The organism is Streptomyces sp. NBC_00122 (assembly GCF_045160845.1).
GTDB lineage: Bacteria > Actinomycetota > Actinomycetes > Streptomycetales > Streptomycetaceae > Streptomyces.
In genome coordinates this window covers 6,948,435-6,972,771 of record NZ_CP108191.1, presented here as the reverse complement: position 1 = coordinate 6,972,771, position 24,337 = coordinate 6,948,435, and the positions used below count along the sequence as shown (strand labels likewise).

21 protein-coding genes are annotated in these 24,337 nt (G+C 71.3%); 8 read left to right on the top strand and 13 right to left on the bottom strand.

Features of this window, described 5'->3' with window-relative positions; all coding sequences use genetic code 11:
• Positions 1 to 35: 35 nt before the first annotated feature.
• The 5 genes from OG737_RS31775 to OG737_RS31755 are packed head-to-tail and all read right to left on the bottom strand — an operon-like array spanning position 36 to position 5,926.
• Positions 36 to 1,049 (bottom strand): LacI family DNA-binding transcriptional regulator, encoded by a 1,014-nt coding sequence (locus tag OG737_RS31775; RefSeq protein WP_328929650.1) that lies wholly within the window; start codon positions 1,047 to 1,049, stop codon positions 36 to 38.
• Positions 1,046 to 2,830 (bottom strand): glycoside hydrolase family 36 protein, encoded by a 1,785-nt coding sequence (locus OG737_RS31770; RefSeq protein ID WP_405676746.1) that lies wholly within the window; start codon positions 2,828 to 2,830, stop codon positions 1,046 to 1,048. Before OG737_RS31770 ends, OG737_RS31775 begins: the two co-directional genes overlap by 4 nt.
• Before the next feature lie 2 nt (positions 2,831 to 2,832).
• Positions 2,833 to 3,663 carry a carbohydrate ABC transporter permease gene (locus OG737_RS31765; RefSeq protein ID WP_328929648.1) on the bottom strand — a complete coding sequence of 277 codons (831 nt, stop codon included), beginning with the start codon at positions 3,661 to 3,663 and terminating at the stop codon, positions 2,833 to 2,835.
• Positions 3,660 to 4,583, bottom strand: a complete 924-nt coding sequence (locus OG737_RS31760; protein ID WP_405676749.1) for a carbohydrate ABC transporter permease — start codon at positions 4,581 to 4,583, stop codon at positions 3,660 to 3,662. The genes OG737_RS31765 and OG737_RS31760 overlap by 4 nt, the downstream gene beginning before the upstream one ends.
• Entirely contained in the window at positions 4,580 to 5,926 is a 1,347-nt protein-coding gene (locus OG737_RS31755) for an ABC transporter substrate-binding protein (protein ID WP_405676751.1), read from the bottom strand. Before OG737_RS31755 ends, OG737_RS31760 begins: the two co-directional genes overlap by 4 nt.
• A 216-nt stretch (positions 5,927 to 6,142) precedes the next feature.
• Here OG737_RS31755 and OG737_RS31750 point away from each other — a divergent pair, with 216 nt between their 5' ends.
• Positions 6,143 to 8,104 (top strand): hypothetical protein, encoded by a 1,962-nt coding sequence (locus OG737_RS31750; RefSeq protein WP_405676753.1) that lies wholly within the window; start codon positions 6,143 to 6,145, stop codon positions 8,102 to 8,104.
• An 80-nt stretch (positions 8,105 to 8,184) separates the two neighbouring features.
• Positions 8,185 to 9,306 carry a CapA family protein gene (locus OG737_RS31745; RefSeq protein ID WP_405676755.1) on the top strand — a complete coding sequence of 374 codons (1,122 nt, stop codon included), beginning with the start codon at positions 8,185 to 8,187 and terminating at the stop codon, positions 9,304 to 9,306.
• Positions 9,307 to 9,342: 36 nt separating this feature from the next.
• Here the strand turns inward: OG737_RS31745 and OG737_RS31740 are convergent, their stop codons facing one another.
• Positions 9,343 to 9,639, bottom strand: a complete 297-nt coding sequence (locus OG737_RS31740) for an antibiotic biosynthesis monooxygenase (protein ID WP_328929643.1) — start codon at positions 9,637 to 9,639, stop codon at positions 9,343 to 9,345.
• A 561-nt stretch (positions 9,640 to 10,200) separates the two neighbouring features.
• On the opposite strand from OG737_RS31740, the gene OG737_RS31735 reads away from it, so the two are divergent.
• On the top strand, positions 10,201 to 10,548 hold the full coding sequence (locus OG737_RS31735) for a hypothetical protein (RefSeq protein WP_328929642.1): 348 nt from the start codon (positions 10,201 to 10,203) through the stop codon (positions 10,546 to 10,548).
• 131 nt (positions 10,549 to 10,679) lie between these two features.
• Positions 10,680 to 11,222, top strand: a complete 543-nt coding sequence (locus tag OG737_RS31730) for a GNAT family protein (RefSeq protein WP_328929641.1) — start codon at positions 10,680 to 10,682, stop codon at positions 11,220 to 11,222.
• 19 nt (positions 11,223 to 11,241) lie between these two features.
• Here the strand turns inward: OG737_RS31730 and OG737_RS31725 are convergent, their stop codons facing one another.
• Both OG737_RS31725 and OG737_RS31720 read right to left on the bottom strand, forming a co-directional pair.
• Positions 11,242 to 11,850: a hypothetical protein gene (locus OG737_RS31725; protein ID WP_405676759.1), complete on the bottom strand. Its 609-nt coding sequence runs from the start codon at positions 11,848 to 11,850 to the stop codon at positions 11,242 to 11,244.
• A gap of 40 nt (positions 11,851 to 11,890) precedes the next feature.
• On the bottom strand, positions 11,891 to 12,775 hold the full coding sequence (locus OG737_RS31720; RefSeq protein ID WP_405676761.1) for an MBL fold metallo-hydrolase: 885 nt from the start codon (positions 12,773 to 12,775) through the stop codon (positions 11,891 to 11,893).
• Positions 12,776 to 12,908: 133 nt separating this feature from the next.
• On the opposite strand from OG737_RS31720, the gene OG737_RS31715 reads away from it, so the two are divergent.
• On the top strand, positions 12,909 to 13,337 hold the full coding sequence (locus OG737_RS31715; protein WP_328929638.1) for a MarR family transcriptional regulator: 429 nt from the start codon (positions 12,909 to 12,911) through the stop codon (positions 13,335 to 13,337).
• A 111-nt stretch (positions 13,338 to 13,448) separates the two neighbouring features.
• On the opposite strand, the gene OG737_RS31710 is transcribed toward OG737_RS31715, so the two are convergent.
• From OG737_RS31710 to OG737_RS31690, 5 genes are all read right to left on the bottom strand, one after another.
• Positions 13,449 to 14,396 carry a carbohydrate ABC transporter permease gene (locus tag OG737_RS31710; RefSeq protein WP_328929637.1) on the bottom strand — a complete coding sequence of 316 codons (948 nt, stop codon included), beginning with the start codon at positions 14,394 to 14,396 and terminating at the stop codon, positions 13,449 to 13,451.
• Entirely contained in the window at positions 14,393 to 15,724 is a 1,332-nt protein-coding gene (locus OG737_RS31705) for an ABC transporter permease subunit (protein WP_328929636.1), read from the bottom strand. The genes OG737_RS31710 and OG737_RS31705 overlap by 4 nt, the downstream gene beginning before the upstream one ends.
• A gap of 10 nt (positions 15,725 to 15,734) precedes the next feature.
• On the bottom strand, positions 15,735 to 17,066 hold the full coding sequence (locus tag OG737_RS31700; RefSeq protein WP_328929635.1) for an ABC transporter substrate-binding protein: 1,332 nt from the start codon (positions 17,064 to 17,066) through the stop codon (positions 15,735 to 15,737).
• An 89-nt stretch (positions 17,067 to 17,155) separates the two neighbouring features.
• Positions 17,156 to 18,838 (bottom strand): glycoside hydrolase family 13 protein, encoded by a 1,683-nt coding sequence (locus tag OG737_RS31695; protein ID WP_328929634.1) that lies wholly within the window; start codon positions 18,836 to 18,838, stop codon positions 17,156 to 17,158.
• 215 nt (positions 18,839 to 19,053) lie between these two features.
• Positions 19,054 to 20,328 (bottom strand): ABC transporter substrate-binding protein, encoded by a 1,275-nt coding sequence (locus tag OG737_RS31690; RefSeq protein WP_405922283.1) that lies wholly within the window; start codon positions 20,326 to 20,328, stop codon positions 19,054 to 19,056.
• Positions 20,329 to 20,496: 168 nt separating this feature from the next.
• Between OG737_RS31690 and OG737_RS31685 the strand changes: the two genes are divergently transcribed.
• The 3 genes from OG737_RS31685 to OG737_RS31675 are packed head-to-tail and all read left to right on the top strand — an operon-like array spanning position 20,497 to position 24,103.
• On the top strand, positions 20,497 to 21,003 hold the full coding sequence (locus OG737_RS31685) for a PadR family transcriptional regulator (protein WP_189743464.1): 507 nt from the start codon (positions 20,497 to 20,499) through the stop codon (positions 21,001 to 21,003).
• A complete protein-coding gene (locus OG737_RS31680) occupies positions 21,000 to 21,764 on the top strand; it encodes an ABC transporter ATP-binding protein (RefSeq protein WP_328929632.1) in 765 nt (254 codons plus the stop codon). Before OG737_RS31685 ends, OG737_RS31680 begins: the two co-directional genes overlap by 4 nt.
• Positions 21,765 to 21,766: 2 nt before the next feature.
• Entirely contained in the window at positions 21,767 to 24,103 is a 2,337-nt protein-coding gene (locus tag OG737_RS31675) for an FtsX-like permease family protein (protein WP_328929631.1), read from the top strand.
• The last annotated feature ends 234 nt before the right edge of the window (positions 24,104 to 24,337 follow it).

Below are 24,337 nucleotides of genomic sequence, written 5' to 3'. Positions count from 1 at the left end.
GCGCCTGCCGGACGGCGCCGTGGCCGCCGCCCGGATCAGGCTCCGGGACCCGGTTCCCCCGGAGCCGGTCCGGTGGTGGCCCGGATGACCAGCTCGGGATCGAACAGCAGTTCCCCGACCGGTACGTCCCGGTTGCTGACCAGTGCCAGCACGCTGCGGCCCACCTCCAGTGCCAGCCTGTCGGCCGGCTGCCGGACCGTGGTCAGGGGCGGGTCCGTGAACTCGGTGATGGCCGAACCGTCGTAGCCCACCACCGACACGTCGCCGGGCACGGAGCGCCCCTGGCGCCGGACGCCCCGGATCGCTCCGAGAGCCATGTAGTCGCTGGCCGCCACGATCGCGGTCGCGCCCAGTGCGAGCAGCGGGCCGACGGCCGCCTGGCCGCCCTCCACCGTGTAGGACTGCCGTACCACCCAGCGCTCCGGGTCCTCGATGCCCCGCTTGGCCATGGCTTCCAGGAATCCCCGAACCCGGCGGTCGGCGGGCTGGTTGCCCGCCGGCCCCGAGGCCATCCCGATGCTCCGGTGACCCAGCCGGTGGAGGTGGTCGACGGCCAGTTCGGCGGCGAGCGCGTCGTCCGTGGAGAAGACCGGGGTGGGCACTCCGTCCGCGAACTCGCCGTTGATCCCGACATAAGGGACCCGGCGCTGGCGCAGCAGTTCGTACGTCTCGGTGTCGGCGCCCTCGACGGTGTTGGAGGCGGACAGGAAGACGACGGCCGCGACACCCTTGTCGACGAGCGCGGAGATGAAGTCCCGCTCCTGCACACCGCCCGGGAAGGCGGGGCACAGGACCGTCTTCAGTCCGTGCGGGGCGAGTGCCGACTCGATGCGCTCGGCCACATCGGCGAAGAACGGATTGGAGACGAACTCGGTGATCACCGCCACCAGTTGGCCCTGCGTCTGCCGTTCGTAGCCGAGCTCCGCCATGGCCTGTTCGACCGCGTCCCGGGTCTTCTTCGACACGCCCTGGCGTCGGTTGATCACCCGGCTGACGGTCGCCTCGCTGACCTGGGCGCGAGCTGCGACCTCGGTGATCCCGACCTTCATCGCGGTCCTTCCGTGATCGTGAGCGATGCCAGGCCGCCGCGCGGCACGGCCAGCGAGCGTGCTCCCGCAGGCAGATACGCCGGCGGACCGTCCATGATACGGCCGTCGGGCCCGTGGACCGTGCCCTGGATCCGGGCCCCGCCGCCCTGCACCTCGACCATCACCCGGTCCCGGTCCGAGCCGTTGACCAGGTGGAAGTGCCGGTGTGCGGAGAAGTCCAGCGGGACGACCCGGTCGCCGTGCACGCTCAGCAGGCAGTGGTCCCCGGCGCTGGCCCGCACCAGCGGGTAGAGCTCGTCGGGCCGGCCGGGCTCGACCTCCCCGTCCAGCAGCAGCTCGCGGCGCAGCCGCCACTGCCGCAGCCAGAAGCCGACCGTCTCCCGGTGCGCCGCCGGTACGCGGTCCAGCCGTACGGAGATCTGCGGCACCGCGTGCAGGGCCCCGATCAGCTGCCGGGCCACCGCGGTCACGGGCGCGTCCGGCGACCACAGGAGCATGTCGGAGTGGACGGCGCCGCCGACGGCGAGCAGTGCGGTGTCGAGCGTGCGGACCCGGTTCGCGGTCGCGTCCGCCGGGCAGTCGAAAGAGCGCAGCATGTTGCCGAAGGGAGCCATGCCGGGTCCCGTGTAGGGCTGCCGCAGTTCCAGCAGCAGGCCCGGACGTACGGCTTCCAGGGCCGCGCGCAGCTCCGTCAGCAGGATCACCATGGCCTGTCCGACATCGCCCGCGCCGTCCTGCGCGTACACCATGGCCTGGTCGAGGAAGTCGAGCTTCAGTCCGTCGAGCCCGTACGCCCGGACCAGCCGGACGCAGTGCCCGACGACGTGGGCGCGTACCTCGGGGCGGCGCGGGTCGAGCACGTGCGCGCCGGGCACGGTGGCGGCGGCGGGCGCGCAGGGCGCCCACCGGTCGTGGCAGGCGGCGTCGGAGCCGAGCAGCAGGGGCGCCACCCAGGCCAGGTAGCGCAGTCCGTGGGCCCGGACCCGGGCCACGTGCCCGGCGAAGTCCGGGAACTTGGCCCGGTCGGGACGCCAGTCCCCGCAGCCCGCGTATCCGCGCCCGTGGCCCAGTTCCTGCCAGCCGTCGTCCAGGATCAGCGCACCGCAGCCGAGGCCCGCGGCCAGTTCGGCCTGGGTCTCGACGGCGTCCGCACTGACGTCCTGGTTGAAGGCGTACCAGGTGGAGTAGACGGGGGTGCGGGCCGCGTCGGGCACCGGCATGGGGGTGAGCGCGGCGGCGAACCAGGCGCGCAGTACCCGCGCGGCCGCGGCCACGGACGGTGAGCGGGGAACGAGCAGGAGCCGGTGGGGCTGCCGTGAGGCGGGCAGGCGGAGGTGGACGACGTGGGTGTCGTTCTCCTCGGACACGCCGAAGCGCAGGGCCGCCTCGGGGACCGGGTCGGCGGCGGCGAAGGTCAGGAGGGTGGCGCCGGTGTGGTCGTACAGGCATCCCGCGGCGTGTCCGTCGACCAGGGAGACCCGGGAGCGGCCTTCCCAGTCCGCGAGGAGGGTGCGCCGCCAGCCGCCCTGGGGATGCCAGTATCCGGCGGCGTCGCCCAGGGGCACGGAGAAGCGGATCTCGACGGGGGCGCCGTCGGCCCGCACCTCCAGCACGTGCAGTCCTGCCGTGAGTTCGCCGAGGGACCAGGCGGGGCGGACGCCGGGGGTGTGGGAGAGGACGGCGACCGACACCCCGTCGAGCAGCGGCTCGTGGCGGGCGGGCGCGAGCCCCGCGGTGGTCACGGCCTCGGTGCCGTCCGCCGGGGCGGTGGTGGTCTGCACGGTCACTCCTTCACGGCGCCGGCGAGCAGGCCGGACACGAACTGGCGCTGGAGCGCCAGGAATACGAGGGCCATCGGGATCGCGGCGGCCGCTGTTCCCGCGAGGATCGCGCCGTAGTCGGTGTCGTCGAGGCCCTGGAGGGAGGCCAGGGCCACCGGGATGGTGTACGAGGCGCTGTCGCGCAGGACGATCAGCGGCCAGACGAAGTCGTTCCACTGGTAGAGGAAGAGGAAGATCGCCAGGGCGGCCAGCGCGGGCTTCATCGGTGGGAGCACGACCTTCCAGAACAGTCGCAGTTCACCGCAGCCGTCGATGCGGCCCGAGTCGAGGAGTTCGTCGGGGAGCGCGGCCATCGACTGGCGCATCAGGAAGATGCCGAAGGGCAGGGCCAGGTTGGGCATGATCACGGCCTGGTAGGTGTTCAGCCAGCGCAGTTCGGCCATCATCTGGAAGAGCGGTACGAGGGTGACCTGGGCGGGGATGACGAGCCCGAGCATGAGCAGCCCGAACAGTGCCTCGCGGCCCCGGAAGCGGTACTTGGCGAAGCCGTATCCGGCCAGGGCGCAGACGGCTCCCGCGCACAGCGTGTAGATGACCGCGATGAGAAGGGAGTTGAGGACCACCCGGCCGAACTGGGCGGTGTCCTGGAGCGTTCGGAGGTTGGCGGCGAGGTGTCCGCCGGGCAGCAGCGGCGGCGGGCTGTCGAAGATCTCCGAGGAGCTGTGGGTGGCGGCGACCACGAGCCAGTAGAAGGGGAGCGCGAAGGCGGCGAGCGCTATGGCGAGTCCGGAGGTCAGCAGGATGCTCCTGCCCCGGTGGCGGGCGGCGGTCATGGCTTCTCCCCCAGGAGGCGGAACTGGATCACGCCGAGGATGCCGATGAGGACGGCCAGGGCGTAGGCGATCGCGGACGCGTACCCGAAGTCGAAGTATTTGAAGGCGTTCTGGTACAGGTACACGCCGATGGTCAGGGTGGCGTTGTCCGGGCCGCCGCCGGTCAGCACGTACGGCTCGTCGAAGACCTGCAGGGTGCCGATGGTGGAGAGCACCGTGGTGAGCAGGAGCGCGGGGCGCAGACCCGGCAGGGTGACATGACGGAAGGACGTCCAGGCGCCGGCCCCGTCCACGGCCGCCGCGTCGTACAGCTCGGCGGGAACGGCCTGCAGGCGGGCGAGCAGGATCACCGCGTTGTATCCGGTGTAGTGCCAGGTCAGGGCGAGACCGAGGGAGGCCTTCGCCCACAGGGGGTCGGTCAGCCACGGCACGGGGTCCGCGCCGAAGAGGTCCAGCAGCCAGTTGAGCAGCCCGTAGTCCTTGCTCAGCAGCACGGAGAACAAGATGCCGTAGGCGACCAGGCCGGTGACCATCGGCAGGAAGAAGCCGAGCCGGAAGACCGCGCGGCCGCGCAGCAGGGTGGAGTTCAGGGCGACGGCGAGCCCGGTGGCGAGGGCCAGCATCAGCGGTACCTGGACGGCGAGGATCACCGAGGTGTTCTTCAGGGCGGTCCAGAACAGCGGATCGCCCAGCAGCCGGGTGTAGTTGTCGACGCCGACGAACCGCTCGGTCCCGCCGACGGTCTTGTGGAGGCTGATCACGAAGGACCGGCCGATGGGGTAGATCTTGAAGGCGGCGAAGAGCAGCAGCGCGGGCAGTACGAAGAGGTACGGGGCGACGCGGCGACGCGGCCGGGACCTCGGGGCCGCCCCCCGGGAGGGGGCGGCCGGGGCCGTGCGGCCGGTGAGCGTCGCGGTCATCGGGAGACCTTGCGTCCGGTCTGCCGGGCGAGCTGGTCGGCGGCCTCCCCCAGCACCTTCGCCGGGTCCGCGCCCCCCAGGAGCACCTTGGACTGGGCGTCGGTGACCAGCTTGAGGGCGCGGGCGTAGTCGGCGGTGTAGTTGAAGGCGGACGAGGGTGCCTTGAGGGCGTCCAGGAAGACCTCGCCCTTCTTCTGGCCGCTGAAGAACGGCGAGGGCTCGTGGAAGACCGCGTCGTCGTACGCCTGCATCAGGGCGGGGGCGATGCCCTTGCCCTTGTAGATCTGCACCTGGGAGGACGGGCGGGTGAGGACGAACTCGACGAAGGACCAGGCGGCCGCCTGGTGCTTGCTGCTGCCCGCGACGGCGAGGTGGGTGGAGTTGACCATGGCTGCGGTGGAGCCGCCCCGGCGTACGGCCGGGGGAAGCCGGACCTTCCACTTCCCCGCTTCCTCGGGCACCTGCTCCTCGACGACGCCGCCGAACCAGGTGGGCATGGGGAGGACGGCCGCGGTCCCTTGTTTCAGGGAGGTCATCAGGGTGTTCCAGCCCCCGGAGAGGTCACTGACCAGGCCGGCGTCGTTCATCGTCTTGATGAGCGTCATGGCCTTCACGGCCTCCGGAGAGTCGAGGGTGATGTCCCCGGCGAGGTTGAAGTAGAAGGTGCCCTGCAACTGCAGGAGCATCTGGAAGAAGTTGGCGGCGTCGGCCTGCGAGGCGGGCTTGTCTATGCCCAGCAGGTGGGCGCCGGTCTTCTGCTTGATCTCCTTGCCGGCCTCGATGGTTTCCTCCCAGGTCTGGAGGGCGCCGGCGTCGACCCCGGCCTTCTCGAAGAGGTCGGCGCGGTAGTAGAAGCCCGCCGAGTTCGCCTCCCAGGGAAGGGCGTTGACGCGCTTGCCGTCGGGGGACACGGTCTGCCACAGGCCCTGGGCGAAGGCGTCCCGGTAGGCGTTCGCACCCAGCGGGCCGAGGTCGGCGAGGCCGCCGGGGAACTTCTCCACGTAGCCCGGCAGGTAGTCGACGCCGATGTGCAGGACGTCGGCGAGGCCCTGGCCTCCGGCTGCCAGACCAGTGGTGATCTTGTCCCAGATCGCCGGGTTGCCGATGTCCTCGATCGTCACCTCGATCTCCGGGTACTTCTTGTTGAACTCCGGGACGAGGGCCTTCATCTCGGCGGCCGGCCCTTGCCAGGACCAGACCGAGATCCTGCCCTTGTGCTTCTCGCCGGTGGTTCCGCCTTGGCCCGTGTCGCCGGTGCCGGAGCAGGCGGTCAGGCCGGTGAGCCCGGCTCCCGCGGCGATCGCGCCGCCGATCCGCAGCACTCTTCGACGTTCCAGTTCCATTGCTGACCACCCCTGCTCGCACCGTTGCGGAAGCCCGACTGGCCGGGACTGTAACAACGTCAACTCTCGACTTGCAATAGAAAGATGAAAACTTTCAGTTTGATCCAGCAAGCAATTCTGGTGAGATCCATTGCAAACCTTCAAGAGTGGTTGCTAGCGTGCCGCGCGCCCAGCTCACCGCAGACCGGTCGCCCCACCTCAACCCGGGAGAACCCGATGACGCGTTCCCGTGTGTCGCTGCTGTCCGCACTCGCCCTGCTCGCCCCGCTCACCCCGCTCGTCCTCGGCAGCCCCGCCACGGCGGCGCCGGCGCCCGCCCCGCTCACCGTCGCCAACCCCGGCTTCGAACAGGGCGGTACGGGATGGCAGTTCACCTCCGGCACCGGAGTCGCCACGAACTACCCGCACGGCGGGGCGCGGCTCGCCTACCTCGACGCCGGGCCCGGAATGAAGGTGTCCCAGACCGTGACGGCCACGGGCCAGGGCGTGTACGACATATCCGCCTGGATCGCGACGGGCGGGCCGAACGGCCGGTACGTCGCCCGCGTCAACGGCGTGGTCGCCGCCGCGCAGACGCTGCCCAGCGCCTCCAACTACCGCCGCTACACGCTCAGCCGGATCTCCCTCACCCGCGGCGACAGGCTGGAGATCGCCTTCGAGTCGGGGGACGCCTGGGTCAACGCCGACGACGTGATGCTCTCCCCCGCCTCCCCGGCGGACCCCCGGATCAGCTCCTCCGACCCGAAGATCGTCGAGATGTTCGACTGGTCCAAGCGGAAGGCCAACAGCTGGGTCCACCTGCCCGGCACCCAGGGCCCGCTCAACGTCGACGAGAACAACACCGGCGGCAGCGGCACCGGCACCTACGCCGCCTCGTACTGGGCCGGGTACGCGAACCGCAGCGGCTACTACTCGCGCGACATGGCCCACCAGCTGGCCGGCGCCGGGGTCCTCGGCCTGCACGCGGAGAACAAGACGATGCTCCGCTCCTTCGCCGCGTCCGCCACTCCCGCGCACAAGTACTACCCGGCGTGGGCGCTCAACTTCGACGCGAAGACCTACCTCTCGATCGACTACAAGAGCCCCACGAACTTCGTCCGCGAGGTGCCCGCCACCTTCGAGCTGGTGCAGAAGTCCGAGGAGGCGTACCGCTGGAGCGGGGACCGCTCGTACGTCGAGGACCCGGCCCTGTGGGACTTCTACCGGCACGCCACCGACGAGTTCGTCACGCTGCACGACGGGCTCAAGGACAACGGCGCCGTCAAGGTGGCGGAGGGCACCGGCAAGGGCATCTTCCAGGGCACGGCGAGCTACAACGAGCAGAGCGGCGAGCCGCTCGCCGAGGCCGGCGACGCGATCGGCTCCCAGTACCAGGCGTACCTGGCGATGGCCTCGTTCGCCCGGGCCAAGGGGGACTGCACGCTCGCGGACCGGTACGAGTCCAAGGCCCGGGACCTGAAGGCGTACTTCAACTCGACCTGGAGCGGGACCGGTTCGGGCGCGGACATGGTGCGCGGCTACACCACGGACGGCCGCGCCCTGACCGGGTGGGGCAAGGAGAACAGCTGGTTCATGCCGATGAAGCAGATCGTCGAACCCGGCGCCCGCCGGGAGGCCTACCTGGACTACATCGACCAGCAGGCCTCGGGCGCGGGCCGGCCCTCCAACGTCGAAGCCCTCACCTACCTCCCGGACACCTTCTTCCGGAACAACCGCAACGACACCGCCTGGAAGTGGATGAAGGACGTCTACGACCGCAAGGACATCCAGCACGTGAACACCAAGCAGGGCACCAACGGGGACTACCCCGAGGTCTCCTTCACCCTGCTCGGCCAGACCGTCGAGGGCCTGATGGGTGTCACCCCCAACGCGCCCGCACGCACCCTGAGCACCCAGTCCAGGCTGCCGTCGGGCATGGACTGGCTGCGGATCGACGACCTCCGGGTGGGGGGCTCGGCCTTCTCCCTCCGCCACGACGGGGCGACGAAGTCGTCGCTCACGCACAGTTCGGGCAGCTCCTCGTACACCTGGGAGGCCCGCTTCACCGGCACGTTCGCCACGGTCACGGTCGACGGGGTGGCCCGGCCCGCCCGCACCAAGATGATCGACGGGGTGACCTACACCTACGTGACCCCGGTCGTGGCCCCGGGCCGCACGGTCACGGTCCAGGTCGGCTGAGGCGCCCGGGGCGGGCCGGTCGCGGCATGCGGCCGGCCCACGCCCGGCGGGACACCGGCCCAGCGGCCTAGCCTGGAGAGATGGGCGGTGAACTCGTGACGCTGTTCCTCGCCGGTGACGTGATGCTCGGCCGCGGCGTCGACCAGATCCTTCCGCACCCCGGCGACCCGGCCCTGCCGGAGGCGTACGTCACCGATGCCCGCACGTACGTCGAGCTGGCGGAGGCGGTGAACGGCACGATTCCGCGCCGGGCGCCCTTCACCTGGCCCTGGGGAGAGGCCCTGGACCTCCTCGACGCGGCCGCGCCCGACGCCCGGATCCTCAACCTGGAGACATCCGTCACCCAGAGTGACGATGTCGCCCCCGGCAAGGCGGTGCACTACCGGATGCACCCCGCCAACCTGCCCTGTCTGGCCGCCGCCCGTCCCGATGCCTCCGTCCTCGCCAACAATCACGTCCTGGACTACGGCCGCCCCGGGCTGGCCGAGACCCTCGACTCGCTCGCCGCCGCGGGACTGCGGACGGCGGGGGCGGGCCAGGACCTGGAGGAGGCGCGGCGGCCCGCGGCCCTCTCCCTCTCCGGGAACCGGCGCCTGCTGGTCCACTCCCTGGGCATGGCGTCGAGCGGTATCCCCCACAGCTGGGCAGCCACCGCGGACCGGAGCGGGATCGACCTCTCGGACGAGGCCTCGGACGCGGCCGCGGCCGAGGTGACCGGCCGCATCCGGCAGGCGAAACGGTCCGGCGACCTCGTGGTCGTGTCGGTCCATTGGGGTTCCAATTGGGGCTACGCCGTCCCGCGCGATCAGATCCGCTTCGCGCACGCACTCGTCGACGGTGGCGCGGACGTCGTCCACGGACACTCCTCGCACCATCCGCGCCCGTTCGAGGTGTACCGGGGCCATCCGGTCCTCTACGGCTGCGGGGACCTGATCGACGACTACGAGGGCATCGGCGGCCACGAGCAGTACAGGGACGATCTGCGGCTGCTGTACCTCATCTCGCTGGAGCCGGACACGGGCCGGCTCGACCACGCCCGCCTCGTCCCCCTGCAGGCCCACCGGATGCGCCTGCGGCACGCCTCACGTGAGGACACCGGCTGGCTCCACGAGGTTCTCGCCCGCACCAGCCGGGCTTTCGCCACCCACATCACCCACGACCCGGAGGGGACCCTCACCGTCCGCCCGCCGCAAGGACCCTGACGGCCGCACGGCGGCACGGTCGCGCGGCCGCACGGATCACCGTGCCGGCACGGCGAGTTCGCCTCCGACGTAGAAGCCCTCCCGTTCGTCCTCGACGTACGGGCCCATGGCCTCACGCCGTCGCTTCTCCGCGTCGGAGGACCGCCACGCGTCGCACGCCTGCCGGGAGTCCCAAAGGGACACTCCGGTGATCTCCTGCCCGTCCTCGGACCAGTACGCAAAGGCGCGGCGCATGCCATCAGGGTGGGAACCGGGGCGCCACGCCCTCTCGAACTCCTCCAAGGCGCCGGCCTTGATGCGGCGCGTCGTCACCCAGACGAAGTGTTCCTCCACGGCAGCCTCCTCAAGAGCAGGGAACGGCCCGCCCCCTCTTTGACCACAGTAGGTCCGCGGACCCGCTTCCGCCTCCCGGCTCGCTGCCGACCGACCCTGTCGTGCACCTCCCACCGCGGGCTCCCCTGGTGGCACGACGCGCGGCTCGGCTTCCACCACCCGGTCCCGGCGGGTGCCAACTCTCCGCACGCGGACGTAGAGGAGAGGAATTGGTCGCGGGTCGTCACCCGTGCATGATGGGGCCGCAGACATGGATCATCCGTTGATCACAAGGCGTAGTGACGTCCGTGATCGGGTGAACCGTGCCTGCTCTGCTCCCACATAGCAGGTGGCGTGCTCGGCGCGCCGCCGTTTCATGCGCAAGGAATTTCCCTGATGACTGTCAACTCCTCGTCCCCTCAGCCAAACGGGTCGTGGCCGGCCGGTCCGGCCATGGGCCAGACCCCTCCCGGCTACGGTCCCCAGCCGCCCACGGGGTGGCCGGCGTCCGGTCCCGGCCCGGGCCATCCGGGGGCGGCGGCGATGGTCTGCCGCCATTGCGGGGCGTTCCCGGCGGTCCCGGTGACCTTCCGTCTCCACCAGGGCTTCCTGGTGCTGATGCGATTCCACAAGATGGAAGGCCCCTTCTGCCGTGGGTGCGGGACCTCGTACTTCCGCGAGATGACCGCGCGGACGCTGTGGCAGGGATGGTGGTCGCCGCTGTCGCTGGTGCTGTTCACGCCGTTCACGCTCATAGCCAACCGGGTGGCGCTGGGGAAGGTGAACCGGCTGCCCGAGCCGTCCGGAGGCCATGCGCGGCTGCAGACCGGGGCGCCGGTGCTGAAGCGTGCGACGAGCCTTGCCGTGCTGCTGCCCGTGGCCTGGGTGATCTGGGTGATCGCCAACATCATCAACGACGTCACTTCCTGAGCCGACCGGCCCGGGGCGGCGGTGCCGTCACGGTGTCGCCGCCCTCGCCCGTGCCGGCCAAGTCCGTTGCTTCACGGAGGACTTGATCTATTGGGTTGCCGCCGGCCACCAGAGTCGGATAGGAAACTTGCATGCTAAAAGGCAGCAAGGTCGGGCTCAGGGCCCGGCACGAGGACGACATCCCGATCCTGCGGACCGAGCTCTACGACGACGTGGTCAACTCCTCGCGGGCCGAAAGCGGGCCGTGGCGGCCGATCACGCCCGGGTCGAAGGATCCGCGGCTCGTGGTGGACGACAAGGAGCAGGGTCACGTCCAGTTCTCGGTGGTGGAACTGGAGGGCGGCACGCTGGTCGGCAGCGCGGTGCTGTGGGGCATCGACAACCACAACCGCTGCGCTCACATCGGGCTGGGGCTCCTGCCGTCCTGCCGCGGCAAGGGCTACGGCACCGACGTGGTCGCGGCGCTGTGCCACTACGGCTTCGTCGTGCGCGGCCTGCAGCGGCTGCAGATCGAGACGCTGTCGGACAACGCCGCGATGCTGCGCTCCGCCGAGCGCAACGGCTTCGTCCGCGAGGGCGTGCTGCGCTCCTCGGCCTGGGTGATGGGCGAGTTCCTGGACGAGGTGCTGCTCGGGCTCCTCGTCCAGGACTGGAAGCAGGACTCGAAGGACTAAGCGGCCTCGGGGACGTGCCCTACTTCCCCGAGGCCGCTGAGACAGCCGGGGGAGCAAGATCCGGAAGGGGCGGCTCGGCCGCGTCCTCCGAATCGGGCCGGTCGGCGATCTCCATCGCCCAGGCGCGAAAGGCCGCCCGGTCCTGCGGCCGGATGCGCAGTTCGGCGGGGACGAGATCGGAGGCGGCCGCGTCGAGGAGGTCGGCGAGGCCGAGGTGGAACCAGTCCCAGTGCACGCCGTTGTAGGCGGCCATGAGGGGACCGACCCGCTCGCGGATCCGGTCCGCTTCGGCCCGCCCGACCCCGTTGCGCGCCAGCCAGTCCAGGGTCTCCGCCTGGTGCCGACCGTCGAACCGGGTGTCGAGGAACGGTTCGAGCAGGTCGCCCCAGATGTCGGGGCGGCGGCGTACCGGGATCCGGTTCTCGGCGCAGAACCGTTCCAGCCTGGCGGTGTCCCGGGAGGACACGAAGACCTTGTCACCCGGGACGGTACGCAGCTCCGGCGGGCTCGCGGCGGGGTCGGCGTCCCTGACGGCCGCCGCAGGCAGGACCTTTCGCGGCGTGGCGGCGTCCGCGGCGGGCACGGAGTCCGGAAAGCCGCCCCAGTCGGCGAAGACGTACATGCTCACCGAGCCATCCTGCCCTACGGCATGCCTTGGGCAAGGGCGTTCAGGCGTCCACGGGCTGCCAGGCCGGGCCGTCCCCGTCGTGCCGGACGTGTCCGAACACCACATCGGCGAAGTGGACGCCGAAGCCGATCGTGCCGGGCTCCGCCAGCTCGGCGACGAGGCGGTGGCGGTGGTCGGCGGTCCGGGTGCCGTCGTGGTCGAAGGCCGAGGACCAGCCGGGGTGGTCGATCTGGATCGGTGAGTGCACGGCGTCACCGAAGGCGATCAGACGCCGTCCGCCCCCGGTGATGACGTACTCGGCGTGCCCGACGGTGTGGCCGGGGGTGATCCGCACCCGTACGCCGGGGAAGATCTCCTCCCCGTCCGTGATCGTACGTACCCGCGGCGCGAGGGCCGCGACCTGCTCGGTCATGCCCTGGGCCTCCAGGAGGTCGCGCCGTTCCCACTCCGGCTCGGAGATCAAGTAGTCGGCGTGGGCGAACACGGGCCGCACGCCGCCGGGAGCGGGATGGCAGGCCCAGCCGAGGTGGTCGGCGTGGAGGTGGGTGAAGGCCACCGCCTCGATGTCCTCGGGGCGCCGGCCGAGCCCGGCAAGGCTGCGCGGGAGTGCGCCGCCGTGGATCGTACCGAGGGGGCCGTCCGGCTCCTCGTGCGTCTGCGGGCCGAAGCCGGCGTCGATCAGCAGCGCGCGGTCGCCGTGCTCCACCAGCAGACCGCCGACGCTCCCCACGAGGTGGCCCGTGGCGTCCAGGTACTCCGGGTGTGCGGCCCACACCTCGTCGGTGGTGTCCTGGAGCAGTTGCAGCGGACGGAGCCGCACGTCGCCGTCCGGCACGTACGACACCTTCGTGTCGCCCAGCCGTATCGAGCGGATCCCCGCCGGCCGGCGCAGTCGTACGTCCTGATCCACCGTCAAGTCAGCCATGAGTGCTCTCCCATGAGTCGTCATCACGTCGCCGCGGGGCGTTTCCCGCGGCGACGACGGCAACCATAAACATCAAGCTTGAATCATTCAAGTTGTAAATATGTTGTCTTGACGGACTTGCTAGGGTGGTGCCATGACGACGCCCCCCGAGTCGCAGGTCCTCGCCGAGCGGCAGCTGTGCGGTCTGGTGAACGGACTGGCCCAGCGGATCGCCGAGCACGTACGGGAGCGCGCCGCCACCCTGGGCCTCACCGCGTCCCAGGCGACCGCGCTGCGGGAGATGAGCGGGCCGATGACCATGCGGGAGCTCGCCGAGCGCATGAGCTGCGAGCCCTCCAACACCACCTTCGTCGTCGACAAGCTCGAGAAGCAGAGCCTGATCGAGCGCCACCCGCACCCCACCGACCGCCGCGCCAAGCACCTCGTCCTCACCGACGAGGGCACCGCACTGCGGACACGCCTCCTCGCACTCCTCGCCGTGGACTCCCCGCTGTCCGGCCTCACGCCGCAGGAGCAGCGCGTCCTGCACGGCCTGCTGGAGCAGGCCGTCACCTCTCCGTGAGCCGGCGTCAGCGCGAAATGCACGGCGAGGCCCCGGGACGGACGTCCCGGGGCCTCGTGCTGTCACCGTTCACCGTTCACCGCTCACCCGCTGCCAGGCGGGCGGGTGCGGCTATTTCACCGAGCCCGCCATCACGCCCTGGACGAAGTGCCGCTGGAAGGCGAAGAAGACGATCAGCGGGACGACCAGGGACAGGAAGGCCCCCGGTGCGAGGACGCCGATGTTGCTTCCGAACTGCCGCATCTGGGACTGCAGCGCGACCGTGAGCGGCTGGGACCCGCTGTCCGCGAAGAGCAGCGCCACGAGCATGTCGTTCCAGACCCAGAGGAACTGGAAGATGGCCAGGCTCGCGATGGCCGGGCGGCCGAGCGGCAGCACGAGCCGGGAGAAGATCCGCCACTCGCTGCCGCCGTCCATCCGGGCGGCTTCCAGCATTTCTCTCGGTATCTCGGCGAAGTAGTTGCGCAGCAGGAAGATCGCGAACGGCAGCCCGTAGGCGACGTGGAAGAGGACGACGCCCGCGATCGAGCCGAACAGTCCCACCGCGCCGAAGAGTTTGGCCACGGGCAGCAACCCGATCTGCACGGGTACGACCAGCAGCCCGACGACCACCAGGAAGATGCCGTCCCGGCCGGGGAAGTCCAGCCACGCGAAGGCGTATCCGGCGAGTGCCGCGATGGTGACCACCAGGAAGGTGGTGGGTACGGAAATCAGGACGGTGTTCCCGAAGGCCGCCGCGATGCCTGAGTCCTTCAGCAGGGCGCTGTAGTTGTCCAGGGACAGCTGGGACGGATCGGTGAGCGCGGTCCACCAGCCGTCGGAGGCGTTGTCCCGCTCGGAGCGCATCGAGGACAGGAACAGGCCCGCCAGCGGCGTGATCCAGACGAGGGCGACAAGGATCAGCGCACCCTGGACGACGGAGTTGCTCAGCAGGCGCGACAGCCGGTTCCCGCGCCGCGGCCCGGGCACGGGCGGTGCGGGCACGGGCCGGACCGTCGCCGCCCGCCGGGTGGCCGCCCGCCGGGGCGGTCGGCGCTCGATGGTGCTGTGGCCGCTCATGCTCCACTCCTTCGGAAACGCCGGATGTTGAAGACCATCGCCGGGACGACCAGCAGGAGGAGCACCACGCTGAGCGCGCTGCCGAGCCCCTGGTCGTTGCCGCCACCGAAGGAGACCAGCCACATCCGGGTGGCCAGCACGTTCGCCTCTTCCAGGACCGGTCCGGGCGCGATGATGTAGACGAGGTCGAAGACCTTCATCACGTTGATCACCAGGGTCACGAAGACGACGGTGAGTACCGGTGCGAGCAGCGGCACGGTGATCTTGCGGAAGATCTGGCCCTCGGTGGCGCCGTCCATCCGCGCGGCTTCCAGCGCGTCGCGTGGGATGGCCGCGAGGCCGGCGCCGATCAGGACCATCGCGAAGCCGGTCCACACCCACAGGTAAGCGCCGATGATGGCCGGCGTCACCAGCGTCGGACCGAGCCAGTTCACCCCCTGGTAGGGGGCCGCGAAGTTGGCCGCGGGCAGTCTGACGGTGTACTCGCCGTCTGCCAGCCCGGTGAAGCGGAACGACCCGTCGTCGGCGCTGGTGGCGGTCGCTGCCACCCGGCCGTCCCGTACGGCCTCGACCGTCATGCCGGGCAGCCCCTTCTCGCCCGGGTCGACCTTGCCCGGCGTGCCGGCACCGCCGGGGGCGAAGTCGAGGTAGACCACTCCGCCGATGCCGTCCGTGCCCGGCGCCGGGGCGGCCGCGGCCTTCGCGCCGACGGGCATCGCGTCGGGTGCCACCCCGACGAAGCCGAGGCTGACCGAACGGCCGGGACGTACGGCCTCCTCGGTGCTGTACGGGCCGCCCGCCCCGCCCGTGAGGCCCTGGCCCTCCCGGGCACGGGCGGTCGGATAGGCGGCGGCGTCGTCGAAGGTGTCGTGGACGCCGACGACGGCTGCGTTGAGCACGCCCCGGCCCGGGTCCTGTTCGTAGGCGAGCCGGAAGATGATGCCCGCGGCGAGGAACGACACGGCCATCGGCAGGAAGAGCACCAGCTTGAACGCGGTCGCCCAGCGCACCTTCTCGGTGAGCACTGCGAGCATCAGCCCGAGTCCGGTCAGCAGGGTGGGAGCGACGACGACCCAGATGGTGCTGTTGCGGATCGCCTTGAGGGTGGCCGGGTCGCGGATGATCGCCGCGTAGTTGCCGGCTCCGACGAAGCGGTCGCCGCTCGCGTCGAAGAAGCTGCGGCCGAGGGAGAAGAGGACCGGGTAGACGACCAGCGCGCCGAGCAGCAGCAGGGCCGGCAGTACGAAGACGACCGCGAGGCGGCGCTTCCTTCGCTGGGCCAGCCGTCGCCCGTCGGCCGGGGCGCGGGCGGTCACGGTGTCAGCCATGGGAGCCGCCTCAGTTCCCGTAGGCCTTGGCGGCCTCGGCTTCGAGCTTCGCGGCCGTGCCCTGCGGGTCCGACGGGTCGCGCAGGAAGTCCTGGAGGAGCTTCCACTCGCCCGCGCCCTTGGTGCCGCCGAACGCGGCCGGGGCCTGGTCCGACATGTCGAAGCGGATCGAGTCGCCCGCCGCGATGAGCGACTCGGCGGTGCTGCGGGTGACGGAGTCGCCGTACGCGGCCATGTCGACCTGGATGTTCGGGGACAGGAAGCCGCCCGCGCCGGCCCAGACCTCCGCCGCCTCGTGGCCGGCCAGGAATTCGAGCAGCTTCATGCCCGCCTTGCTGTTCTTCCCCTGCTTGAGGACGACGGCCGCGTCACCACCGCTGACGACCGGTGCCTTGCCGCCGTCGACCGCGGGGAACGGGAAGAACTTGGCGTCCTTGCCGGGCTGCTTGCCGAACTGGTCCTTGGCGACGCCGCCGACGAAGTCGCCCTCGTAGACCATGCCCGCCTTGGGCTCGGGGCCGAAGACCTGCTCGACCGACGAGGGGAAGTCGGTACCCAGCGCCGTCTGGGCGCCGCCGGCGACGAGCTGCTTGTCCTTGAACAGGTCCCCGAGGGTGGTCAGCGCCCTGACGACGCTCTCGTCGGTCCACTTGAGCTTGTGCTGGGCGAGCTGGTCGTACTTCTCCGGCCCTGCCTGGGAGAGGTAGATGTTCTCGAACCAGTCGGTGAGGGTCCAGCCGTCCTCCCCGGCTATGGCGAAGGCCGGACGGCCGGAGTCGGCGAGCGTGCGGCCGGCCTTCAGCAGGTCGGTGTAGCTCTTGGGCTCGCTGACGCCGGCCTGGGTGAACGCCTGCGGGGCGTACCAGACGGTGGACTTGTGGGCGGCCTTGAAGTAGAGGCCGTAGTACGTGCCGTCGACGGTGCCGTAGTTCTTCCACACCGGGGCGAGGGTGGAGCCGGCCGTGTTGGCGGCCTGGTCGGACAGGGGCTGGAGCCAGCCCTCCTTGGCGAACTGCCGGAGCACACCCACCTGGGGAACCATCACCACGTCGGGGGCGTTGCCGCCCTCGATCTTGCTTCCGACGAAGGTGGAGACGTTGTCGCCGGAGGGGACGAAGACCGTCGTGGCGCCGGTCTTCTCGGTGAAGGCGTCCAGGACCTTCTTGAAGTTCTTCTGCTCGCTGCCGGTCCAGACGCCTGCCACGGTCACGGTCTGGCCGCTGAGTTCACCGCCGCTCGCGGGGCCGGTGGTGCCGCCGCAGGCGGTGGCACCGAGGGCGAGGGCGAGGGCGGCCGCCCCGGTGGCAGCGGTCCGTCGGGTCGTCTTGCTGGGTCGTCGCATGATGAGGTCCTTTTCGAGGAAGGCCGGGGCCACGGGGTGGGTCATGGCTTCACTTGGAGGGGTTTCGCGCGGGGAGGGGGAGGTCAGGGTCAGGGGGCCGGGCACTCGCCCGTCCACCAGGCGGCGGTCGCCGCGGGGAGCACGCCGTCGGGACAGGGGCCGCTGGCGAGCAGCGGAGTGCCGGGGACCGGGGCGGGCACCGGCTCCGTGCCGAAGTTCACCGCGCAGACCAGGCCCTCGCCGCGGGCGATCGCCAGCACCTGCGCCGGCGCGTCCAGCCAGCGCAGGGTGCCGTCGCCGAGCTGCGGCAGGGTCCGGCGCAGTTGGAGTCCGTCGCGGTAGAGGTGCCAGAAGGAGCGGGTGTCGGCCAGGGCGCGGTCGGTGGCGTGCTCGGCGAACCACTCGGGCTGCGGCAGCCACGGCTTGGCTCCGACCGCTTCCCGGCTGAAGCCGAACGGGGAGGCGTGCCCGGACCAGGGCAGTGGCACGCGGCAGCCGTCCCGGACGTGCTTGCGGCTGCCGGTGCGGTGGAAGATCGGGTCGGTGAGGACCTCGTCGGGCAGGTCGAGGACCTCGGGGAGGCCGAGCTCCTCGCCCTGGTAGACGTACGCGGCGCCGGGCAGGGCGAGCATCAGGAGGGCGGCGGCGCGGGCGCGGGCGGATCCCAGTCCGCTGCCTTCCACCCCGGGCTCCCCCGCGTAGCGGGTGACCGTGCGGACCTGGTCGTGGTTGTTGAGGACCCAGGTGACGGTGGAGCCGGTGCCGGCGATGTCGCGTATCGCCTCGGTGATCGTCGCGCGGAAGGCGTCGGCGTCCCAGGGCGCGCTGAGCAGGTCGAAGAAGAACGCTTGGTGCAGTTCGTCGGGGCGGACGTACTCGGCGTGCTCGCGTGCGGTCGGCACGGACACCTCGCCGACCAGCAGCCGCTCGTGACCGTCCCGGGCGGTGTACTCCTCGCACACCGAGCGCCAGCGGCGCCACACGCCGTGGACCTCGGGCTGGTTCCAGGCCAGCTGGTTGACGGCGTCACGGGCCCGCTCGTCGGCTTCCGGGTCGTCCGAGTCGGGCAGTTCGGGGTGCTTGAAGAGTCCGGCGGCGACGTCGATGCGGAAGCCGTCGACACCGCGGTCCAGCCAGAAGCGCAGCACCCGCTCGAAGTCGTCGCCCACGGCCGGGTCGCGCCAGTTCAGGTCCGGCTGCTCGGGCGTGAAGAGGTGCAGGTACCACTCTCCGGCGGTGCCGTCGGGCTCGGTGATCCGGCTCCAGGCGGGACCGCCGAACATGGCGCGCCAGTTGTTGGGCGGCTCCGCCCCGTCCGGGCCGCGGCCGGGCGCGAAGTGGAAGCGGGAGCGCGGTGCGCTGCCCGGGCCGGCGGCGAGCGCCTCGCGGAACCACGGGTGCTCGCTGGAGCAGTGGTTGGGGACGATGTCGAGCAGCAGCTTGAACCCGAGCCGACGGGCGTCGGACACCAGCCGGTCGAACTCGGCGAGGTCGCCGTAGACGGGGTCGACGCCGCAGTAGTCGGCGACGTCGTAGCCGTGGTCGTGCTGCGGCGACGGGTAGAAGGGGCTGAGCCAGATGCCGTCGACACCGAGCTTCCTGAGGTAGGGAAGCCCGGCCCGTACGCCGGCCAGGTCGCCGACGCCGTCCCCGGTGCTGTCGAGGAAGCTGCGGACGTAGACCTGGTAGATCACCGCGTCGCGCCACCAGGGGGCAGCCGGGGCGGCGGTGCGGGAGGGGTGGCCGGTGTCGGCCGGAAGGGTGCTGAGCATCTCGCGTCGACCTGTTTCTGCTGAATGCGAGAGCGCCCTGGATCAGGTGCGCTGTTATGCATGCATGTTAAGTAGCAGGGACGGGAAGGTGTCAACGATGTGTCCAGAAACAGCCGAAAGCTGGGATGATTTGTGCGAGATGTCCGCATGCACGACTGAGGGCCTCTACTTAACATGTAAGTAGAGGCCCTCAGGGGAGGCGGAGGAGAGTGCGATCAGCCCTTGCGGGAGATGGTCCCGAGTTCGCGCGCGAGCCGCGCCACTGCCTGGTCGGGAGTCTGGCGCTGCGCCATCAGGTCCTGCGCCACGGCCTGCACGGCGAGGGTCACCTGGTCGTAGCGCGGACTCTTGGGGCGCGGCACCGCCGACAGCACGCTCTGGCGAAGCGTGGGCAGGTACGGATACGCGCGGATCAGCTCGGGATCCTCGTACAGCGCGGCGCGCACCGGTGGCAGCGAGCCCTCGGCGAGAACCTGCCGCTGGACCCGTTCACTGGTGAGGTAGGAGATCAGATCGGCCGCCGACGCCGGATGCCGCGACGTGCTGCTGACGGCGAGGTTGGAGCCGCCCAGCACGCTGGTGCCGGGCCCGTCGGGTCCGGGCAGCGGTACGGCGCCGAACCTGCCCGCGACCTTCGATCCCTCCGCGCTCGCGTCCGCGTACACATAGGGCCAGTTCCGCAGGAAGAGCAGCCGGCCGTCCTGGAACGCCCGCCGCGACTCCTCCTCCTTGTAGCCGAGCGCGTCGCGGGAGATCCAGCCGTCCCGCACACCGTCCGCGAGGAACCGCAGTCCGGCGCGCGCCGCGCCGGAGTCCACGCTCACCCGGGTGCCGTCGCCCTGCAGGATCGAACCGCCCGCCGAGTGCACCGCCTCGGTGACGTTGACGGTGAGCCCTTCGTAGGGCAGGAACTGGCCGGCATAGCCGTCCAGTCCGTACTTCGGGGCGATCGTGCGCGCCTGGCGCACCAGCTCGGCCCAGGTGCGCGGCGGTTGCTCGCCCTCCCGGTCCAGGACGTCCTTGCGGTAGTAGAGCAGGCCCGCATTGGTGACGTACGGGACCGCGTACAGCCTGCCGTCGAAGGTCGCGGTGTCGACGACCGGCCGCAGGAAGGTGTCCAGCGGGAAGCGGTCGCGCTCCAGGGGGGAGATCCATCCGGCCGCCGCGAACTCGGACGTCCACGCGACGTCGATGTTCAGTACGTCGAACCGGTCGCGGCCCGATCGCAGTTCGCTGATCATCTGGGCCCGGGTCTCGTCGGCCGAGTCGGGCAGTTCGACGAGCGTGACGTGCTCGCCGGGGTGGCCCTGGTTCCAGTCGTCGAGCAGCGGGGAGAGGTAGTCGGTCAGGTCGCCCGCCGTCACGAGCGTCAGGGGGCCGCGTCCCCCGGCGGCCACGCCCGTGTCGGCGCGCACGCCGAAACCCGCGTATCCCGCCAGCACCACCGCCGCGACCAGGAGAGCTCTACCCGCGGCACGCATCCACCGCATAGATTCCTCCCAGTGCACGATCCGGCTGCGCCGCCGACCATCGCGGCCTATATATACCCGTTAGGCATGGGCGATACTAGACGTCCAGGCAGACGAGACGGACGGCGGCGCCACTCGGTCCGTTGCCGGGTGAACTGTTGACTACGGAGCGGGAAGGAGGGGGAGCGAGTGCGGCTGGCGCTCCTTGCACTCCTCACCCGTAGCCCGGCGCACGGTTACGAGCTGAAGCAGGACCTTGAGAAGCTCCTGGGCGCCGCGTACCCTCAGCCGAACGTCGGCCAGATCTACGTCACCCTCGGCCGGCTGGAGAAGAGCGGCCTGATCGAAGGCGAGGACGTCGAGCAGTCGGGCCGGCCCAACAAACGTACGTACAAGCTGACGGACGCCGGGCGCGAGGCCGTGCTGGCCTGGTTCGAGGACACCGCGGAGGAGCCCCGGGTACGGGACGAGTTCTTCATGAAGCTCGCGCTCGCACCGCAGTCGGGTCTGGCCGATCCGGTGGCGCTGATCAACAAGCAGCGGCGGCAGTACCTCAACACCATGCGGGACCTGTCCAAGCTGGCCGCAGCGGAGGACCGCGACAACAAGATCTCCCAACTGCTGATCGAGGGCGCCATGCTGCATCTGCAGGCCGACCTCGACTGGCTGGAACGCTGCCAGGAGGAGCTGGAATGAGCGACGACGCCATCGCTCCTGCCGTGCCCATCGTGCGCGCCGAGGGCCTGACCAAGACGCACCACGGCGAGGGCGCGGCGGTACATGCCGTGCGCGGGGTGGACCTGTCCGTCCAGCCGGGCGAGTTCGTCGCGGTCACCGGGCCGTCCGGAGCCGGCAAGTCCACGCTGCTGCATCTGATCGGCGGCCTCCAGCGGCCCGACAGCGGGAAGCTGTGGCTCGGCGGAGAGCGGGTCGACGAGTACCGCGAGGCCCGCTGGGCGGTACTGCGGCGCCGCAGCATCGGCGTCGTCTTCCAGTTCTTCAACCTGGTCTCCAACCTCACCGTCGCCGACAACGTCGAACTGCCCGCCCTGCTCGCCGGCGCCTCTCCGAAGGCCGCCCGCGAGTCCCGCGCGGAACTGCTCGCCGAACTCGGCCTCGAAGGCCGCGAGCGGTCGATGCCCGGCGAGCTGTCCGGCGGCGAACAGCAGCGGGTCGCGCTCGCCCGCGCGCTGGTCAACCACCCCACGCTGCTGCTCGCCGACGAACCGGCCGGCAGCCTCGACAGCAAGGGCACCCGCGAGGTGCTGCGGCTGCTCTCCCGCTTCCACCAGCGCGGCCAGACGATCCTGATGGTCACCCATGACGCCCGGATGGCCAGCGCCGCCGACCGTGTCATCAGCTTCTTCGACGGGCGCATAGCCGACGACGCCCAGCTCGGCGCCGGGCGCCGCGAGCCGGCCGGTGGCGTCCGCGGCGTACTCGAACTGAAGGAGTGAGCGTGCGGGCCACGCTGCGCTGGGCGCACGCCGACTTCCGCGCACACCGCGGCGAAGCCCTCTTCGTCGTGCTGGCCAGCGCCGGGATCATCGCCTCGCTCCTGCTGGCCGGCGCGCTGTTCAGCTACGCCGCGAACCCGTGGCAGCGGATCTTCAACCAGTCCCAGGGCGCGCACATCTGGCTGCACACCCGCGCCGGGGCGGACATGAAGGCCCTGTCCGGCGTGGACGGGATCGCCGCCCTCTCCGGGCCCTACCGCACGGCGGCGACGACGGTCGAGTCGCGTGGCGCGCGGGCCGGGGTGACGCTCCGCGCTGCCGAGGCGCTGCCTCCGGCAACCGGGCGGCCGCTCGTCACCGCCGGCAGCTGGCTCGCCCGGCCGGACGGCGGAGCCCAGGCCGAGGCCGGGGCCGGCACCGTCGTGCTGGAGACCTCGGTCGCGCGGACGCTCTGGGCGGAGCCGGGCGACACGGTGCGGGTCACCGGACCGGACGGTGCCCCGCACACGCTGCGGGTGAGCGGGATCGCCGAGGTGGCCGAGCCCCGCTACCAGCCGGGCGGCGGACCCGGCATCGGCTGGGTACTGTCCGGCACCCTCGACGAGATCGCCCGTGGAGACACGGGGCAGAGCGTGGGGCTGCGCCTGGAGGATCCGGACGACACCGACTTCATGGTCCAGCGCGCCGTGACCGTCCTCGGTGCCGACCGGGTGGCCCAGGTCACCAAGTGGCAGCAGGCCCGGGCCGAGGCAGGCGGCGACGACCGGCTCCTCGGGCAGATGTTCGCCGTCTTCGGGCTCGGCGCGCTGCTCACGGCGGCGCTCGCCGCGTCGGGAGCGATCGGCGCCCGGGTCCGCGGCCAGCTGAGGGACATCGCCGTCCTCAAAGCCGTCGGCTTCACCCCCGGCCAGGTGGCACGCGGCTTCCTCGTACAGCATCTGGCCTTCGCGCTCCTCGGTGTGACCCTCGGCACGGCGGCGATCGCCCTGCTGGGTGCCCGGATACCGGGGCGGATCGGGGACGCGGCGGCGATGTGGCAGGACCTGCCCGGCCACACCGCGCTGATGATCGGCATCCCCTGCGGCGCGGTGCTGCTGATCGCGGCCGCCACCGGGCTCTCGGCCTGGCGGGCCGGACGGGTGCCACCGGTTCCGGTGGCCCGGGCTGCGCTGCCGTCGGCCGCGCCGATGACCGCGCTCGGCAGACGGGCGCTCGGCATGCGGGTGCCCCCCGCCATGGTCCTGGGGTGGCGTGCGGCGTTCCCGCGGCGCGGCCGGACGCTCGCACCGGTGGCCCGGCTCGCCCTGCCGATGGTGCTCATCACGGTCGCGCTCGTCGCGTGGTCGACGCTCGACCAGTTCCGCAGCCGGCCCGCGCAGATGGGTCTGCCCGCGGCGCTGACCGTACGGGCGGAGCAGCCCGCCGGGCCGTCGGACGCGGAGCTGGAGAAGACCCTCGCGACGATCCCGGACATCGCCGCGGTCCATCCGGGCGCGGAGATGGCGGCGCTCGTGCCCGGGCAGACCGGCACCATCACGCTCCGCGGGCTGGGCACGGCCCGGCACCCGTATCCCTCCGCGGTGGTGGAAGGGCGAGCGGTCGGCGGTCCGGACGAGGCAGTGGCCGGGCAGGGGCTGCTCGACCTCCTCGGGGTGCGGGTCGGCGACTGGGTGCGGATGACCGTCGAGGGGCGGCCGCAGATCCTGCACCTCGTCGGCCGCACCATCGAACCCGAATCCGGCGGCCGGGTGATCACCACGACCATCGACGCACTGCGGGAGCGTGATCCGCAGCTGCGGCCCGAGTTCCATGCCCTGGTGCTGCGCGAGGGGGCGGACCCCCGGGCGGTGAGCGGCACGCTCGCCGTGGCGGCAGGTGGAACGCTGGAGATCCGGGAGACGCCCAATCCGGCCGACCGGCTGGAACCGGCACGCGGAGTGATCGCCGCACTGATCGCGGTGCTGGCACTGATCGGGCTGACCGAACTGCTGACGCTGATCGGCACGGGCGTACGCGACCGGGGCCGGGACCTGCTCGCGCTGAAGGCGATCGGGCTGACCCCCCGGCAGATCGGGTCGATGATCGTGACGGCCGCCGGTCTGACCGCGCTCGTATCCGCGGTGGTGGGGACGACGGTGGGTGCGCTGTCCGGCAGCTGGCTGGTTAACGCTCAGGGCGCGTCGAGCGGGATCGGCGCGGGGATCGCCCAGCTGCCGCCGTTGCCAGTGCTGTTGACGGTGATCGTCGGGGCGGTGCTGGGTGCGGTGGCGGCGGCGGCGCTGCCTGCGGCGCGGGCGGCTCGGCGGCGGCTGGCGGACTCGCTGAGCGAGACGCTCTGACCCCCAGGACCCGGAGGGCGTCGGGTCCTTGTCCTCGGCCCTGACGGCACCTCGCCCGCCCGTCCCGCCTTCGTATCCGGCTGCCGGGCCGCCCGCCGGGCCGGCCTCCGTGTCGCAGTCACCAGGCGGGTGTCAGGCGCCCGTCGCGCGCAAGCCGCGGGTGTGCGAATCGCCACGTCCCACGCCATGAAGGCCACCTCTTTGTCCCGTTATGTCCACAATTCAAGGGGTGGC

Coding starts and splice junctions, on each gene's coding strand:
- OG737_RS31775 (WP_328929650.1), bottom strand. CDS start 1,049: ATGAAGGTCGGGATCACCGAGGTCGCAGCTCGCGCCCAGGTCAGCGAG.
- OG737_RS31700 (WP_328929635.1), bottom strand. CDS start 17,066: ATGCGACGACCCAGCAAGACGACCCGACGGACCGCTGCCACCGGGGCG.
- OG737_RS31745 (WP_405676755.1), top strand. CDS start 8,185: ATGGGCGGTGAACTCGTGACGCTGTTCCTCGCCGGTGACGTGATGCTC.
- OG737_RS31720 (WP_405676761.1), bottom strand. CDS start 12,775: ATGGCTGACTTGACGGTGGATCAGGACGTACGACTGCGCCGGCCGGCG.
- OG737_RS31755 (WP_405676751.1), bottom strand. CDS start 5,926: ATGGAACTGGAACGTCGAAGAGTGCTGCGGATCGGCGGCGCGATCGCC.
- OG737_RS31765 (WP_328929648.1), bottom strand. CDS start 3,663: ATGACCGCCGCCCGCCACCGGGGCAGGAGCATCCTGCTGACCTCCGGA.
- OG737_RS31710 (WP_328929637.1), bottom strand. CDS start 14,396: ATGAGCGGCCACAGCACCATCGAGCGCCGACCGCCCCGGCGGGCGGCC.
- OG737_RS31760 (WP_405676749.1), bottom strand. CDS start 4,583: ATGACCGCGACGCTCACCGGCCGCACGGCCCCGGCCGCCCCCTCCCGG.
- OG737_RS31680 (WP_328929632.1), top strand. CDS start 21,000: ATGAGCGACGACGCCATCGCTCCTGCCGTGCCCATCGTGCGCGCCGAG.
- OG737_RS31695 (WP_328929634.1), bottom strand. CDS start 18,838: ATGCTCAGCACCCTTCCGGCCGACACCGGCCACCCCTCCCGCACCGCC.
- OG737_RS31750 (WP_405676753.1), top strand. CDS start 6,143: ATGACGCGTTCCCGTGTGTCGCTGCTGTCCGCACTCGCCCTGCTCGCC.
- OG737_RS31690 (WP_405922283.1), bottom strand. CDS start 20,328: ATGCGGTGGATGCGTGCCGCGGGTAGAGCTCTCCTGGTCGCGGCGGTG.
- OG737_RS31730 (WP_328929641.1), top strand. CDS start 10,680: ATGCTAAAAGGCAGCAAGGTCGGGCTCAGGGCCCGGCACGAGGACGAC.
- OG737_RS31705 (WP_328929636.1), bottom strand. CDS start 15,724: ATGGCTGACACCGTGACCGCCCGCGCCCCGGCCGACGGGCGACGGCTG.
- OG737_RS31715 (WP_328929638.1), top strand. CDS start 12,909: ATGACGACGCCCCCCGAGTCGCAGGTCCTCGCCGAGCGGCAGCTGTGC.